General features: G+C 60.2%; 13 protein-coding genes. 5 read left to right on the forward strand and 8 right to left on the reverse strand.

Annotation, left to right across the window (positions count from 1 at the left end; genetic code table 11):
* Positions 1-47: 47 nt before the first annotated feature.
* Both QMX97_RS12595 and colR read right to left on the reverse strand, forming a co-directional pair.
* Positions 48-1,328, reverse strand: coding sequence for a HAMP domain-containing sensor histidine kinase (locus tag QMX97_RS12595; protein ID WP_065908733.1), 1,281 nt, complete (start codon positions 1,326-1,328; stop codon positions 48-50).
* Positions 1,318-2,001, reverse strand: a complete 684-nt coding sequence (colR, locus tag QMX97_RS12600) for a two-component system response regulator ColR (RefSeq protein ID WP_003175870.1) — start codon at positions 1,999-2,001, stop codon at positions 1,318-1,320. The genes QMX97_RS12595 and colR overlap by 11 nt, the downstream gene beginning before the upstream one ends.
* 201 nt (positions 2,002-2,202) lie before the next feature.
* On the opposite strand from colR, the gene QMX97_RS12605 reads away from it, so the two are divergent.
* Positions 2,203-4,152, forward strand: a complete 1,950-nt coding sequence (locus QMX97_RS12605; protein WP_282397033.1) for an LTA synthase family protein — start codon at positions 2,203-2,205, stop codon at positions 4,150-4,152.
* A gap of 168 nt (positions 4,153-4,320) precedes the next feature.
* Here QMX97_RS12605 and groL read toward each other — a convergent pair whose 3' ends face one another.
* The 5 genes from groL to QMX97_RS12630 all read right to left on the reverse strand — a co-directional run bounded on the left by groL (position 4,321) and on the right by QMX97_RS12630 (position 8,949).
* Positions 4,321-5,967 (reverse strand): chaperonin GroEL, encoded by a 1,647-nt coding sequence (gene groL, locus QMX97_RS12610; protein WP_034109202.1) that lies wholly within the window; start codon positions 5,965-5,967, stop codon positions 4,321-4,323.
* Positions 5,968-6,017: 50 nt separating this feature from the next.
* Positions 6,018-6,314: a co-chaperone GroES gene (locus tag QMX97_RS12615; protein ID WP_003175874.1), complete on the reverse strand. Its 297-nt coding sequence runs from the start codon at positions 6,312-6,314 to the stop codon at positions 6,018-6,020.
* A gap of 248 nt (positions 6,315-6,562) precedes the next feature.
* A complete protein-coding gene (locus tag QMX97_RS12620; RefSeq protein ID WP_016971150.1) occupies positions 6,563-7,039 on the reverse strand; it encodes an FxsA family protein in 477 nt (158 codons plus the stop codon).
* Between the two features lie 66 nt (positions 7,040-7,105).
* Positions 7,106-7,837, reverse strand: a complete 732-nt coding sequence (locus QMX97_RS12625; protein WP_065908730.1) for a HugZ family protein — start codon at positions 7,835-7,837, stop codon at positions 7,106-7,108.
* Between the two features lie 104 nt (positions 7,838-7,941).
* Complete coding sequence (locus QMX97_RS12630; protein WP_065908728.1) at positions 7,942-8,949, reverse strand: DUF481 domain-containing protein; 1,008 nt, start codon at positions 8,947-8,949, stop codon at positions 7,942-7,944.
* 153 nt (positions 8,950-9,102) lie between these two features.
* Here QMX97_RS12630 and QMX97_RS12635 point away from each other — a divergent pair, with 153 nt between their 5' ends.
* The 4 genes from QMX97_RS12635 to QMX97_RS12650 all read left to right on the forward strand — a co-directional run bounded on the left by QMX97_RS12635 (position 9,103) and on the right by QMX97_RS12650 (position 13,930).
* Positions 9,103-9,456, forward strand: a complete 354-nt coding sequence (locus tag QMX97_RS12635) for an MGMT family protein (RefSeq protein ID WP_065908727.1) — start codon at positions 9,103-9,105, stop codon at positions 9,454-9,456.
* 43 nt (positions 9,457-9,499) lie between these two features.
* On the forward strand, positions 9,500-11,032 hold the full coding sequence (locus QMX97_RS12640; RefSeq protein WP_065908726.1) for an AmpG family muropeptide MFS transporter: 1,533 nt from the start codon (positions 9,500-9,502) through the stop codon (positions 11,030-11,032).
* Between the two features lie 208 nt (positions 11,033-11,240).
* Positions 11,241-12,956, forward strand: a complete 1,716-nt coding sequence (locus QMX97_RS12645; protein WP_106802712.1) for a proline--tRNA ligase — start codon at positions 11,241-11,243, stop codon at positions 12,954-12,956.
* A gap of 20 nt (positions 12,957-12,976) precedes the next feature.
* On the forward strand, positions 12,977-13,930 hold the full coding sequence (locus QMX97_RS12650) for a hypothetical protein (RefSeq protein ID WP_065908724.1): 954 nt from the start codon (positions 12,977-12,979) through the stop codon (positions 13,928-13,930).
* A gap of 42 nt (positions 13,931-13,972) precedes the next feature.
* On the opposite strand, the gene dinB is transcribed toward QMX97_RS12650, so the two are convergent.
* The gene (gene dinB / locus QMX97_RS12655; RefSeq protein WP_065908723.1) at positions 13,973-15,034 is read right to left on the reverse strand and encodes a DNA polymerase IV; all 1,062 of its coding nucleotides are present in this window, start codon (positions 15,032-15,034) and stop codon (positions 13,973-13,975) included.
* Positions 15,035-15,148: the final 114 nt, after the last annotated feature.

A 15,148-nucleotide genomic window follows, 5' to 3' on the forward strand; every position in this document is an offset into this window, starting at 1 on the left:
TCGCCGAAGTACGGCGTACTTCGGCAGGATAGCGGCAGGGGATGGGATCAGGGTTTGACCTGACTCAATTCGACATGAAAGCGGCAGCCATTCGGCTCCATGGTACTCAGGCTGACGCTCCAGCCCTGGTTCTCGCAGATGCGCTGGACCAGCGACAGACCCAGGCCCAGGCCATCGCCGCGCTTTTCGTTGCCGCGCACAAAAGGCTCGAACATGGCTTCGCGCTTGTCTTCAGGGATGCCCACGCCGGTGTCCTCGACCACGAAGCCACTCGGCTCCAGGGTCAGGCGGATGAACCCCTGCTCAGTGTAGTGCAAGGCATTGCGCAGCAGGTTGCCCATCACCGCATGCAGAAAGGTGGCGTTGTAGCGCGTGTCCAGCGGGTTGCCGCGCTGATAGATCAACTCCAGGCCCTTGCGCTCGATGGGTTCGCGCCAGATACCGAGCAAGTCGTCGGCGACCTGCTCCAGGCTGACCTGCGGCGACATGGTGCCATCGTCATGCTCGGCACGGGCCAGCATCAGGAAGGTCTGCACCAGTTCGCGCATTTCCTCACAAGCCCGGGCGATGCGCTCAACCTGATTGCGCCCGCGCTGATCGATGGCCGGGTTTTCCAGCAACAATTCGCAAGAACTGGCCAGCACCATCAAGGGCGTGCGCAATTCGTGACTGACATCGCTGGTAAACAACTGCTCGCGGGACAACGCCTGGCGCAGACGCCCCAAGGTGGCATCGAAGGCCACGGCCAACTCACCGACTTCATCGGCCGCGTAGTCCGGCGCCAGCGGCGGCGCCAGACCGAGTAACTGATCGCGATGTCGCACCTGGCGGGCCAGGCGCACCACCGGCGCCATCACCTTGCGGGCCAGCACCCAGCCGAGGAATACCGCCAGCGCCAGGCTGAGCACGAAGCCCACCAGCACCACCGCAAACAATACGCGCTCACGCTCTTCGAAATCGCTCTGATCCTGCAGCAACACATAGCGGCGGCCATCGACCACTTCGACCATGGCGTGGTACGACAGCGCCTCGCGGAACACCTCATGAAAGCCCGGTTCCAGATGCCGCAGGTCCTTGGGCAATTCGAAATCGCCCGGCCCGCCGCTGAAGTAAAACAGCTGGTCCGGTTCGGGTCGGTGCCGCCAATCTTCGACAGTGTCCATCAGCAACAGACGTTGCAAGTCACCGCCGAGGCCTGCCGAAATCAACTTCTCTTCTACCAGGTGCACCGTGGCGACGATGCCCATGGCGAAGGCTCCCGCCACCAACGCGCTCATCAAGGCAAAGGCGATGATGATCCGCTGGGCAAGGCTTTGCTTAAACTCCATCTCGGCCCTCGGCCAGGCGATAGCCCACACCATGCACCGTCTGCAGCAACGGCTTGGCGAACGGCTTATCGATCACTTGGCGCAACTGGTGCACGTGGCTGCGCAGGCTGTCGCTGTCCGGGCAGTCATCGCCCCACAGCGCCTCTTCGAGGATCTCCCGGCGCAGTACATGCGGGCTCTTCTGCATCAGCACCGCGAGCAGTTTCAGGCCCACCGGGTTGAGCTTGAGCAGGCGCCCTTCGCGCGTCACTTCGAGGGTGTCGAGGTCGTAGCTCAGGTCACCCACTTGCAGGGCACGGCGACCGCCACCCTGGGCACGGCGCAGCACGGCTTCGATGCGCGCGGCCAATTCCGACAGGGCAAACGGTTTGAGCAGGTAGTCATCGGCGCCGGACTTGAAGCCCTGCAGCCGGTCATCCAACTGATCGCGGGCAGTGAGCATGATCACCGGCGTGTCGCGACGCGCGTCTTCGCGCAGGCGTTTGCACAAGGTGTAGCCATCAATGCCGGGCAGCATGATGTCGAGCACGATCAAGTCGTAATGTTCGGTGGCGGCCAGGTGCAGGCCCGACAGACCGTCCTGCGCGCAGTCGACGGTATAGCCTTTCAGCCCCAGGTAATCCGCCAGGTTGGCCAGAATATCGCGGTTGTCTTCAACCAATAAAATTCGCATGGGCAGTGTCTCCGTACGCGGTAACGGCCGTGTTGGCTCGCGCAGCTTAAGGCCAAGTGTGGCTCAGGGATAGAGCTGAAAGGCCCGTCGATAAAGGTTTTCAACTGATTGATCGGCTGAACGAGTTTTTCACTATAGCTTCACAAACTGACCACAGTGTCAGGGCGAAGATCGCCCCCCATTGATATAAGGAACATGGATATGGGTTTTGTCAAAACAGCGCCAATGCGCTATTTGCTGTTGATAACCGGTGCCTGGTTAGTGGTATTCCTGCTCACGCGCAGCGTGCTGCTCATCGCTCACCTGGATGAAGTCGGCGGCAATCTGCTGCCGGTGTTTGGCGTGGGCCTGCTCTACGACCTGGGGTTCCTGGCCTATGCGGCACTGCCGTTGGGGCTGTATCTGCTGCTGTGCCCACCGGCCCTGTGGCGCCGCCGCGGCCACCGCTGGTTCCTGCAGGCGGTGCTTACCGTCAGCCTGTTTGCCATGCTGTTCACGTCGGCGGCCGAGTGGCTGTTCTGGGATGAGTTCGGCGTGCGCTTCAACTTCATTGCCGTCGATTACCTGGTGTATTCCGATGAGGTGTTGAACAACCTGTTGGAATCCTATCCGATCGGCAAACTGCTGAGCCTGCTGGCGATGCTTGCGATTGTCTTCAGCGTGGTGTTGCGCAAGCCGTTCAATGCCGCGATGAGCGCGCCGCTGCCTGCGCTGCGTAGCCGTGTGGTGAATGCCTTGGCGCTGCTGGTTGTCGCCGGCCTCAGCCTGCAACTGATCAGCCAGGACAGCCCACGCACCCAGGGCGGCAACGCGTACAACAACGAGCTGGCGAGCAATGGCCCGTACCAATTTTTCGCCGCCTTTCGCAACAACGAGCTGGACTATTCACAGTTCTACCAAAGCCTGCCCACCGAGGTGGTCGCCAAACAGTTGCGCGCGGAACTGAGTGAGCCCAACGCGCGCTTCATCGACCAGGACCCGCTGGATATCCGGCGCGCGATCACCAACCCTGGAACACCGCGCAAACCCAACATCGTGTTGGTGACCATCGAAAGCTTCAGCGCCAAATACATGGGCAGCAATGGCGATGGGCGCAACCTCACGCCCAACCTCGATGCGTTGCGTAAACAGAGCCTGTATTTCAGTAACTTCTATGCCACCGGCACCCGTACCGACCGTGGCCTGGAGGCGATCACCCTGGCGATTCCCCCCACGCCGGGCCGCTCGATCGTCAAGCGCATCGGCCGGGAAAGCGGCTTTGCCAGCCTGGGGCAACAACTCAGTGTGATTGGCTATGACAGTGTGTTTGTCTACGGCGGGCGGGGTTACTTCGACAACATGAACGCGTTTTTCAGCGGCAACGGTTATCGGGTGGTCGACCAGAGCAGCGTGCCCGAAGCGGAAATTTCGTTTAAAAATGCCTGGGGCATGGCCGACGAAGACCTTTATCGCCAAACCCTGAAACTGGCCGATGCCGATTACGCCAAGCAGCAACCGTTTTTGCTGCAACTGATGACCACCTCAAACCATCGCCCCTACACCTACCCGGATGGGCGCATCGATATCAAATCCGGCAATGGTCGTGACGGCGCGGTGAAGTACACCGACCATGCCATTGGCGAATTCCTCGAGGCGGCCCGGCAGAAGCCCTGGTTCGATAACACGATCTTTGTGTTCGTCGCCGACCATACGGCCGGCAGCGCCGGCAAGGAAGACCTGCCGATCAGCAACTACCAGATTCCGCTGTTTATCTATGCACCGAAGCTGATCGACGCCCGCGAAACCGCACAACTGGCCAGCCAGATCGACTTGGCGCCGACGCTGCTGGGGCTGATCAACCTGAGCTACGAATCAACCTTCTTTGGCCGCAACCTGTTGCAGGACAATCCGCTGCCACCGCGCGTGGTGGTCGGCAACTACCAGCACCTGGGGCTGTTTGATGGCCAGGACCTGGCGATTCTCAGTCCCCGGCTGGGTTTGCGTCGTCACTATCAAGCCTTGGCGGCGAGCCAGGAAGTCCGGGTCGGCAGTGATGATCCATTGATCCAACGGGCGATCACCTACTATCAGGCCGCCAGTTATGGGTTCAAGCAGCAATTGCTGAGCTGGAAGCCGCCGAAGCCAGCGGCGCCACAGTTGAGCGCACGCTGACCCCGTAGAAGCGGGCTTGCCCGCGATAGCAGTGTGACTGGCACACCTCTTGTCGCGGTCAAGCCCTCTGTCACCAGCAAGCATGAATCCAGACACCCCAGCCCTCATAAAAAAGCCCCGCCTGCATCACTGCAGGCGGGGTTTTTTCAGTACGGGGGTAAGGCTGGCTTACATCATGCCGCCCATGCCACCCATGCCGCCCATGTCTGGCATACCGCCGCCAGCCGAGCCTTCAGCCTTCGGCTTGTCAGCAATCGCAACTTCGGTGGTCAGCAGCAGACCAGCGATCGAAGCGGCTGCCTGCAACGCGGAACGGGTCACTTTGGTTGGGTCCAGGATGCCCATTTCAACCATGTCGCCGTATTCGCTGGTTGCAGCGTTGTAACCGTAGTTACCTTTGCCGTTCTTCACTTCGTTGACCACAACACTTGGCTCGTCGCCGCTGTTGGAAGCGATCTGACGCAGTGGGGATTCAACGGCGCGACGCAGAACAGCGATACCGACGTTCTGGTCAGCATTGTCGCCTTTGAGGTCAACCAGCGCTTCCAGAGCACGGATCAGCGCAACGCCACCGCCAGGTACCACGCCTTCTTCGACGGCTGCGCGGGTTGCGTGCAGGGCGTCTTCAACGCGGGCTTTCTTCTCTTTCATTTCAACTTCGGAACCAGCGCCAACCTTGATCACTGCAACGCCGCCGGACAGCTTGGCCAGACGCTCTTGCAGTTTTTCGCGGTCGTAGTCCGAGGAAGTTTCGGCAACTTGGGCGCGGATCTGGTTGATACGCGACTGGATGTCGCCGTCAACGCCAGCACCGTCAACGATGATGGTGTTTTCCTTGGAGATGGTCACGCGCTTGGCGCTACCCAGGTTTTCCAGGGTGGCGCTTTCCAGGCTCAGGCCGATCTCTTCGGAGATAACGGTACCGCCGGTCAATACGGCGATGTCCTGCAGCATGGCCTTGCGACGGTCGCCGAAGCCTGGAGCCTTGACGGCTGCGACTTTAACGATGCCACGCATGTTGTTCACAACCAGCGTTGCCAGGGCTTCGCCTTCAACGTCTTCGGAAACGATCAGCAGTGGGCGGCCGGCTTTGGCAACGGCTTCCAGTACTGGCAGCATTTCGCGGATGTTGGAGATCTTTTTGTCGACCAGCAGGATCAGCGGGCTTTCCAGCTCGGCAACCATGGTTTCTGGCTTGTTGACGAAGTACGGGGACAGGTAGCCACGGTCGAACTGCATGCCTTCTACAACCGACAGTTCGTTTTCCAGGCCAGTGCCTTCTTCAACGGTGATCACGCCTTCTTTACCGACTTTTTCCATGGCTTCGGCAATGATGTCGCCGATGGAGCTGTCGGAGTTGGCGGAGATGGTGCCTACCTGAGCGATAGCCTTGGTGTCAGCGCATGGCTTGGACAGGTTTTTCAGCTCGGCAACAACGGCGATGGTGGCCTTGTCGATACCGCGCTTGAGGTCCATCGGGTTCATGCCGGCAGCGACGGCTTTCAGGCCTTCGTTGACGATCGACTGAGCCAGGACGGTAGCGGTGGTGGTGCCGTCGCCTGCGTCATCGTTGGCACGGGAGGCAACGTCTTTGACCAGCTGCGCGCCCATGTTTTCGAAACGGTCTTCGAGTTCGATTTCTTTAGCGACGGAAACGCCGTCCTTGGTGATGGTCGGAGCGCCGAAGCTCTTCTCGATGATCACGTTACGGCCTTTCGGGCCCAGGGTCGCTTTTACTGCGTCAGCCAGGATGTTGACACCGGTGAGCATTTTCTTACGGGCGGAATCGCCGAATTTAACTTCTTTAGCAGCCATGATCGATATTCCTTAAATACTTTGTAGTAACGGGAAAATGAGCGGGAAAATCAGTCTTCCAGAACAGCGAGAATCTCATTCTCAGCCATTACCAGCAGGTCTTCGCCGTCGACTTTCACAGTGTTGCTGCCGGAGTAAGGACCAAATACAACCTTGTCACCGACTTTAACGGCCAGCGCACGTACATCACCGTTTTCCAGAGTCTTGCCTGGGCCTGCAGCGACGATCACACCGTGGTTGGCTTTTTCAGCAGCCGAACCTGGCAGAACGATACCGCCAGCGGTTTTCTTTTCTTCTTCGCTGCGACGGATAACGACGCGGTCGTGCAGAGGACGAAGCTTGCTCATTGTCGATCTCTCCTAATTGTGTTTTTCATCGGCCGGTATCGGTACCGGCGGGTTGTATTCCGGCTGTGCCGGTCGCGCCTCGCCAAGCAAGACGCGGAAGTCTGTCTGGTGTCGCCACCAGAAACCTTGCGGTGACCGTTACATAAGGGCGCATAAGCTTATTACAAGGGGCCGGGCAGGAAATTTTTTTGCATCTGCCCGCCTATAAATGCAACACGGCACCCGAAGGTGCCGTGGCAATGGAGCGGTTATTTACTGTCGCGGTGCTCGAACTCGCCTTCGATCACATCACCTTCGCGTCCCAGGGGTTGGCGCGGAGCCGGGCCACCACGGGGTTGCAGGTCATCGGCGAATGCGCGCTGGCGAATCGCAGCTTCTTCGGCACGCTGGCGCATCTTGCCGGCCAGCAGCTTGCGGGTGACCGGCAACAGCATGACCAGGCCGACCACGTCGCTGATAAAGCCCGGCAGGATCAACAGACCGCCCGCCAAAGCCATCATCAGGCCTTCGAGCATGGTCTGGGCCGGCAACTCACCGCGGTTCAGGCTTTCACGCGCACGCAGTGCCGTGGCCAGGCCGGCGACACGCAGCACCAGAACGCCGAGCATCGAGCCGAGAATGATCAGCAGCAGCGCCGGGAAAAAGCCGATTGCACTGCTGACTTGTACGAATACGAACAGCTCCAACACCGGGAACAGCAGAAAGAGCAACAAAAAAGGGCGCATCAAATGGTTCCTCAACGCAAGAATGCCTTGCCAGTCCACCTTAGATGACGTCGCCATTTCGTGAATTCAAGCGTCAGCGCTGGCTTTTTTCGGCCAGACTTCGGCATGGGCCAATGAAACCAGGGCTTCGCGTACTTGTGTCGGCGTGTTGCAAGACGTTGCGAAAGGCAACCAGTGCAGCGATTGGCCAATACGCAGGTGCATGCCTTCGCTGTCGATACCGGCCAATTGCGCAGGCTCGAAGGTGGGCAAGCCGGTCAGGGCGACGTAGTGGGCGATGGCCTTGGTGTGATCGCTGTTCATGTGTTCAATCATGCTGCGCTCGGCCTTGCCCGCGAACGGATTGGCCAGGGTCAGCTGGTCGACCCAATGAATCGCGCCAAAGCCACCTATATAACGGTGGCGCACCGGCTTGAGCACCCAGAAGTCGAAATCGTGGGCCTTGTGATAGTTGGCCGAATCGGGGAAGTAGCGGTAATAACGCTCGGCGGCCGCCTCGATGGCAGCGCCGTCTTCGAGTTTCTCGGCTTCGGCCAGGTAAGTCAGGCGCCCCACTGCCTGCACATCGTCCGCTTCGCGCTCGCCGACCAGCAGCGAGCACTTGGGGTCTTTTTGCAGGTTATGGGTGTGCTGGGCGATGCGGCTGATCAGGATCAGCGGGCGGCCCTGCTCGTCCAGGCAATAGGGCACGACCGAACCGAAGGGAAAGCCGGGCATGGCCTTGGACAATGTGGAGAGAGCCCCACGGTATTCCTTGAGCAACAGCTCTCGGGCGTTCTTGGCAACGTGCGTGCTCAACGTATGACTCCTCGGGTATGCGGCCGCCCATAGCATATGGGAATGGATCTCAACACAAGGTAATCAATATCAGCAAAGGTTGCCAAGCGGGTTTTACGGCCGGATTACCAGGCCACGCCGAAGCCTGCGGTGTAGCGGGTCTTGCTCAGGCTGCTTTCCGAGTCGCCGCTGATAATGTCGCGCTCGGCCTTGAGGTTGAGCGAGGCCCACTCGGTGACTTTGTAGCGCAGGCCTATTTCCGAATCCAGGGAATAGGCGGCCGGCCCGGACAGCGGCTTGCCCACCTCGCCGCTGGTGAAGAACTCGACCGTCTTGCCTACCAGGTAGCGGTTGTAGTTCCACTTCATGGCCAGGGAATAGAAGTTGTCCTTGCCGCCATCGGCGTATTCATAGTCGGTGCGGTTGACCAGCGAACCGAGGGAGAACGCGCCCAATTCGTCGTCCCAGAACTGATAGCCCGGGCCGGTACCGACAGTGCGTTGACGGGACAGGTCTTCAACCTTGTCGCGCTTGTAGGTCAGGCGGCCCTGCCAGAACCAGTGCTCGGTGATGAACCGGTCGAGGTCGTATTCCAGCGCCCAGTTGTCGGTGGTGGTCACGTCGTCCTGGAACTCGCGGTTGTATTCGCCCTGCCCGGTATGGCGCCATTGGCCATGCCGTGCGGTGGTCTTGAAGTCGACGTCGTAGTCGTTGGTGTCCTTGTCGGCACGCTTGTAGTCCAGCGCCAGGTCGACATTGCCCTTCCACACCAGGTCTTCGATCACAGGCTTGGGCTTGATGATCTGCTGGATGCTCGCCAACTCGACAGTCTTGGGCGCTTCGCCATTGGCCAGGACCACCTTGCCATCGTCCGCCGCTTTCAGCGACTTGGCCTTCTCGCCGGTGTAGGCATCCTGCTTGACCAGCAGCTCCTGATCGCTTTCCAGGGTTTTCACCTGCTTCCAGTCGACCGGAATGGCGCCTGCGTAATCGGTCTGGATCAGCAATTTGCCACCGTCGAAGACCTTGATCTTGCCGGTCAGGCGGTCACCGTTCTTCAACCAGACGGTATCGGCCAGCAAGGGCGAGGAGGCGCTGAAAACAGCGAGGCACAGCAGGGTTCTGGACAACATAAGCAAGTAAGAGGCTCAAGGTTGGCGAAAAGGGGCACTTATCGTGTTAGATAGCTAGGACTGACTCAAGGATTCAGATTGAGTTCCATGCTCATTGCCATGTTCTCAGACGTTTCTTACAGATAGACCGCCATTCCCTACGGATAGACCCCAGTGAATCCAACCGCCGAAACGCCGCAAAGCCCCGCCGAAATGCGCCGCACCGCGCTGTACCTGACATTGGCGCAGGTCCCGCCAGGTTGCGTGGTGAGTTACGGCGAGTTGGCGCACTTGGCCGGCCTGGGGCGCGCGGCGCGCTGGGTGGGGCGCACCCTGAGCCAGCTTCCCGAGGACACCAAACTGCCCTGGCATCGTGTGCTGGGTGCCGGTGGTCGGATAAGTCTGCCCGTGGGCAGTGCCTCGGGCGACGAACAACGCGCGCGTTTGCGCGATGAAGGCATCACAGTCCGCAACAATCGCGTGGATATTCAGCGCCATGGCTGGCGCCCGGTAGAGCACAGCGGTTAGAGTGCGCGCTTTGTTTCCGTGAATCTGAGGCAGACTCCAGCCCATGCCCCGTAAAACCTGGCGCGCCGCGCTCGCCGCCTATGCCAGCCCCTCGACGTTAGTCCTGTTGTTGCTCGGCTTTGCCGCCGGCTTGCCTTACATGTTGGTGTTCTCGACGCTTTCGGTGTGGTTGCGTGAGGCCGGTGTGGCCCGCGAGACCATCGGCTATGCGAGCCTGATCGGCCTGGCATACGCCTTCAAATGGGTGTGGTCGCCGCTGCTCGACCAATGGCGCCTGCCGCTGCTCGGTAAACTCGGACGTCGTCGTTCCTGGCTGGTGCTGGCCCAGTCGCTGGTGATCCTCGGATTGATCGGCATGGGGTTCTGCGACCCGCAGAAACACCTGTCCTGGCTGATCGCCATTGCGGTAATCGTGGCCTTTGCCTCGGCGACCCAAGACATCGCAGTCGACGCCTACCGCCTGGAAATCGCCGACGACAGCCGCCAGGCCGCCCTCGCTGCCAGCTATATGTCCGGCTACCGGATCGCCGCCCTGCTGGCCACGGCCGGCGCGCTGTTTTTTGCCGAAGGCTTCGGTTCCACCGGTTTCAACTATAAGCACTCGGCATGGACCGGCACCTATGTGCTGTTCGGCGTGCTGATGATCCCGGCACTGCTGACCACCCTGTTCATGCGCGAACCCAATGTGCCATTGCGCACCCAATTGCAGGCCGGGCGCTACAGCTTCGTGCATCAACTGGTGTCGGTGTTCGTACTGATCGTGCTGCTGGTGTCGGTGCCCGCGATGTTTACCCAGCTGTACAACACCGACTTTGCCAGCGTGCTGTTCCACGGCATGAGCCTGTGGGAACTGCTGATGGAAGATCGCGCCTTCCTGCGCGCCATCCTCTATATCACCCTCACCGCCCTGTGCCTCTCGGCCATGGGTCGACGTGGCCTGGCGCCGGTGCTGACGCCGGTCAACGACTTTATCCTGCGTTACCGCTGGCAGGCCTTGCTGCTGCTGGGGCTGATTGCCACCTACCGGATGTCAGACACGGTGATGGGCGTGATGGCCAACGTGTTCTACATCGACCAGGGCTTCACCAAGGACCAGATCGCCGGGGTCAGCAAGATCTTCGGCCTGATCATGACCCTGCTCGGCGCCGGCATGGGCGGCCTGCTGATTGTGCGCTTCGGCATCCTGCCGATCCTGTTCATCGGCGGCGTGGCGTCGGCCGGTACCAACCTGTTGTTCGTCGCACTCGCGGACATGGGCCCGGACCTGCAGATGTTGATTTTCACCATCTCCCTGGACAACTTCAGTTCAGGGCTGGCGACGTCGGCCTTCGTCGCGTACCTGTCGAGCCTGACGAACCTGAAGTTCTCCGCCACGCAGTACGCGCTGCTCAGCTCGATCATGCTGTTGCTGCCGCGCCTGATCGGTGGGTACTCGGGAGTGATGGTGGAGAAGTTCGGGTATCACAATTTCTTCTTGATCACCTGCCTGCTCGGTGTGCCGACGCTGTTCCTGATTGCGCTGCACTGGTTTCAGGAGAATCGGCGGATTCGGTTGAATCCTCCGGCCGAGGACTGACACGACCGGTCACTGCAGGGGCTGGCTTGCCTGCGATGCGCACACCTTGGTCTACAGTGACAACGAGGTGATGCCAGCGCAGGCAAGCCAGCGCCTGCACAAAGGCTTTCGACAGAAGCCTCACCACGACCTGATGCCTGTACTCCAGCAGCAAGCGCCCGTACAATCCCAAGTCATTTCAAGTCCAAGCAACCGACAACGGCCTACCATGCGTACCAGTCAATATTTGCTCGCCACACAGAAAGAAACGCCTTCCGACGCGGTCGTGATCAGCCATCAGCTGATGCTGCGCGCCGGCATGATCCGCAAACTGGCCTCTGGCCTGTACACCTGGCTGCCCATGGGCTTGAAGGTGATGCGCAAGGTCGAAGCCATCGTTCGTGAAGAAATGAACGCCGCCGGCTCTCTGGAAGTGTTGATGCCGAGCACCCAACCGGCTGAGTTGTGGCAGGAATCCGGGCGCTGGGAAGAGTACGGTCCTGAGTTGCTGCGCTTCAAGGACCGTCATGGCCGCGACTTCTGCGCCGGCCCGACCCACGAAGAAGTGATCACCGACCTGATGCGCAACGAGCTGAGCAGCTACAAGCAGCTGCCGCTGAACCTGTATCAGATCCAGACCAAATTCCGTGACGAAATCCGCCCACGCTTCGGTTTGATGCGCGGCCGCGAATTCATCATGAAGGACGCCTATTCGTTCCACGCAGACCAGGCGTCCCTGCAGGTCACCTACGACCGCATGCACCAGGCCTACTGCAACGTGTTCACGCGCCTGGGCCTGAAGTTCCGCCCGGTTGAAGCGGACAACGGCTCCATCGGCGGCGCCGGCTCCCACGAATTCCACGTGCTGGCCGAGTCGGGCGAAGACGATATCGTCTTCAGCAATGGCTCCGACTACGCGGCGAACATCGAGAAAGCCGAAGCCGTGCCACGCGAAACTTCGCGTCCTGCGCCGGCGCAAGAGCTGCGCCTGGTCGACACGCCGGACACCAAGACCATCGCGGCGCTGGTGGAAAAATTCAATCTGCCGATTGAAAAGACCATCAAGACCCTGATCGTGCGTGCCGAGGAAGAAGGCAAGCTGATCGCCCTGGTGATCCGTGGCGACCACGAACTCAACGAAATCAAGGCAGCCCAGCAACCTGGCGTAGCCAGCCCGCTGGTCATGGCCACCGATGCCGAACTGCGCGACGCAATTGGCGCCGGCGCCGGCTCCCTGGGCCCGCTGAACCTACCATTGCCGATCATCATCGACCGCTCGGTCGAGCTGATGAGCGACTTCGGTATCGGCGCGAACATCGACGACAAGCACTACTTCGGCGTGAACTGGGAGCGTGACCTGCCGGTTCCGACCGTGGCCGACCTGCGTAACGTGGTCGCCGGTGACCCAAGCCCGGACGGCAAGGGCACCCTGGAAATCAAGCGCGGCATCGAAGTCGGGCACATCTTCCAGCTGGGCAACAAGTACAGCAAGGCGATGAAGTGCGAAGTGCTGGGCGAGAACGGCAAGCCGATCACCCTGGACATGGGCTGCTACGGCATTGGCGTATCGCGCGTGGTTGCCGCTGCCATCGAGCAGAACAACGACGAGAAAGGCATCATCTGGAGCGACGCCCTGGCGCCTTTCCAGATCGCCCTGGTACCGCTGCGCTACGAAACCGAGCAGGTACGCGAGGCTACCGACAAACTGTATGCCGAACTGACCGCCGCCGGTTTCGAAGTACTGCTGGATGACCGCGACAAGAAAACCAGCCCGGGCATCAAGTTCGCCGACATGGAACTGATTGGCATCCCACACCGGATCGTGGTCAGTGACCGCGGCCTGGCCGATGGCAATCTGGAATACAAAAGCCGGACCGAAGCCGAAGCCCAACCGTTGCCGGTGGCTGACGTGCTGTCTTTCCTCCAGGCGCGTATTCGTCGCTGAAAACCAGATCAAGAGAAGTCATGTTCAAGCGAAACACCAGAGCCCTGGGGGGCGCCGCCTTGTGCGGCGCCCTGCTGGTCAGCGGCTGCGCCAACCAGATGTCGCAACGCAGTGAGCACGAGGAGCGGGTCGAGCGTAAATTGCTCGACCATAGCTTGCAGATCGATGTCGGCGAACCCAAAGTGCTGGAGCTGCCGCAACGCCGGGTCCGCATTCACGAGCAGAAGACCTTCGAGGTCACCGAGTTCGAAGTCACCCGTCGTTACGACCGCTACACCCCCTACCAGCCCTGGCGCAAACTCTACGAGATGCCCCTGGGCGCGGTTGCCCTGGTCGCCGGCGCGGGCGCCAACGTGGTGAATATCTTCGCCCTCGGCAACCTGCCGACCAGCATGACCCACGACTGGCTGACCTACGGCGTGGACGGCCTCAACCCGTTCATGAACGTGCAATCCCATGGCCGTGCGCAACAGAACCTTGCAGGCATCGATGAAGTCCAGCGCGACAAGCGCGTGGAGTATTCGAGCCTGCCCTGGAGCGAACGCCCGGTACAGGTGACTGCCGGCAAGCAGATCCATGAGCTGACCACCGACCGTAACGGCGTGCTGCGCCTGAACCTGTTGGACAGCCCGTTTGCCGAGCAGGACCTGAACCGTGTCACGACCTTGAAGATCAGCGTGGAAGATGGCCAGGACGACGTGCATTCCGACTCGACCCTGGCGATCAGCAACACCCTGCGCGGCAAGTTGCTCGAAGCCCACGGCCTGATCTACGACGACCTGGAAGATGACGAAGTGAGCCAGTGGGTGCACCGCGTCAAACGCCTGTCGGAGCTGGGCCTGGAAGAAGAAGCCAGCGAACTGGAACAAAGCCTGATCGAACTGACACGCAATGATCCGGAGTTGCAGCAGGAGTTTCTGCAGGCGCTGACCAAGGATGCGGGGCGACTCGTCGCAGATCCGGGCGCACGCTGAACACCGCCCTGTAGGAGAACGGCTTGCCGGTCTCCTGCAGGATTAACGGGTAAACAGTTCGAGCTGTTCGTTGCCGCCGCTCAGGTCCAGCAACCGCACGCCAATCCCCAGCAACCGCACCGGCTTTGCACCGCGATTGAACGCCTGGGTCAACAGCTGTTGATAACTTTCCAGGTCCCGCCCTGCCCCGGCCTGCTCCAGGGTCGTCTGGGTAAAGTCATGAAACTTCACCTTCACAAATGGCTTGCCCGCCCGGTAGCTGCTGTCGATGCGCGCCATACGCCCGGTCAGGGTTTCCATCAGTTCGGGCAATTTGGCCAGGCAGCTTGAAAGGTCCGGTAGATCCACATCGTAGGTGTTTTCGACACTGATCGATTGCCGTCGGCTGTCATTCTGCACCGCGCGATCATCAATCCCACGGGCCAGGCTCCACAGTCGCTCGCCAAAACTGCCGAATTCGCGTACCAACGCCAGCTTGTTCCAGTCACGCAACTGCAGACAGTCTTCGATACCCAGGCGCGCCAGCTTGTCGGCGGTGACCTTGCCCACGCCATGCAGCTTGCTCACCGGCAATTGCGAGACAAAATCTTCGACCTGGTCCGGGGTAATCACAAACAGGCCGTTGGGCTTTTTCCAATCGCTGGCAATCTTCGCCAGGAACTTGTTCGGTGCCACGCCGGCAGACACGGTGATGTGCAATTGGTTGGACACCCGCCGACGAATATCCTGGGCGATACGCGTGGCGCTGCCGCCAAAGTGGGGGCATTCGGAAACATCCAGGTAGGCCTCGTCCAGCGACAACGGCTCGATCAGGTCGGTGTAGTCACGAAAGATCGTCTGGATTTCCTTCGAGGCTTCTTTATAGGCCTCCATGCGCGGCTTGACGATGGTCAGGTCCGGGCAGAGCTTCAAGGCATGGCGGGACGACATGGCCGAGCGCACGCCGTAGGCCCGCGCCTCGTAGTTGCAGGTAGCGATCACCCCACGCCGGTCTGCCGAGCCGCCGACGGCCAGGGGCTTTTGCGCCAGGCTCGGGTCATCGCGCATCTCGATGGCGGCGTAGAAGCAATCACAGTCGACGTGGATGATTTTGCGTTGCGTCATATAAACAGAGGGTTGATTCAACGGATGGCCAGTATCGCACTCACCCCTGTATATAGCACCAGTAGTTTGAATCTTCCGCTTAAGCGGTAGGAAATTTCCCAGATGAATTTATTT

Origin of the sequence: Pseudomonas sp. PS01298 (assembly GCF_029959745.1) — a bacterium.
Taxonomy (GTDB): Bacteria; Pseudomonadota; Gammaproteobacteria; order Pseudomonadales; family Pseudomonadaceae; genus Aquipseudomonas; species Aquipseudomonas aylmerensis.

Coding starts and splice junctions, on each gene's coding strand:
- QMX97_RS12595 (WP_065908733.1), bottom strand. CDS start 1,328: ATGGAGTTTAAGCAAAGCCTTGCCCAGCGGATCATCATCGCCTTTGCC.
- colR (WP_003175870.1), bottom strand. CDS start 2,001: ATGCGAATTTTATTGGTTGAAGACAACCGCGATATTCTGGCCAACCTG.
- QMX97_RS12605 (WP_282397033.1), top strand. CDS start 2,203: ATGGGTTTTGTCAAAACAGCGCCAATGCGCTATTTGCTGTTGATAACC.
- groL (WP_034109202.1), bottom strand. CDS start 5,967: ATGGCTGCTAAAGAAGTTAAATTCGGCGATTCCGCCCGTAAGAAAATG.
- QMX97_RS12615 (WP_003175874.1), bottom strand. CDS start 6,314: ATGAGCAAGCTTCGTCCTCTGCACGACCGCGTCGTTATCCGTCGCAGC.
- QMX97_RS12620 (WP_016971150.1), bottom strand. CDS start 7,039: ATGCGCCCTTTTTTGTTGCTCTTTCTGCTGTTCCCGGTGTTGGAGCTG.
- QMX97_RS12630 (WP_065908728.1), bottom strand. CDS start 8,949: ATGTTGTCCAGAACCCTGCTGTGCCTCGCTGTTTTCAGCGCCTCCTCG.
- QMX97_RS12640 (WP_065908726.1), top strand. CDS start 9,500: ATGCCCCGTAAAACCTGGCGCGCCGCGCTCGCCGCCTATGCCAGCCCC.
- QMX97_RS12645 (WP_106802712.1), top strand. CDS start 11,241: ATGCGTACCAGTCAATATTTGCTCGCCACACAGAAAGAAACGCCTTCC.
- QMX97_RS12650 (WP_065908724.1), top strand. CDS start 12,977: ATGTTCAAGCGAAACACCAGAGCCCTGGGGGGCGCCGCCTTGTGCGGC.
- dinB (WP_065908723.1), bottom strand. CDS start 15,034: ATGACGCAACGCAAAATCATCCACGTCGACTGTGATTGCTTCTACGCC.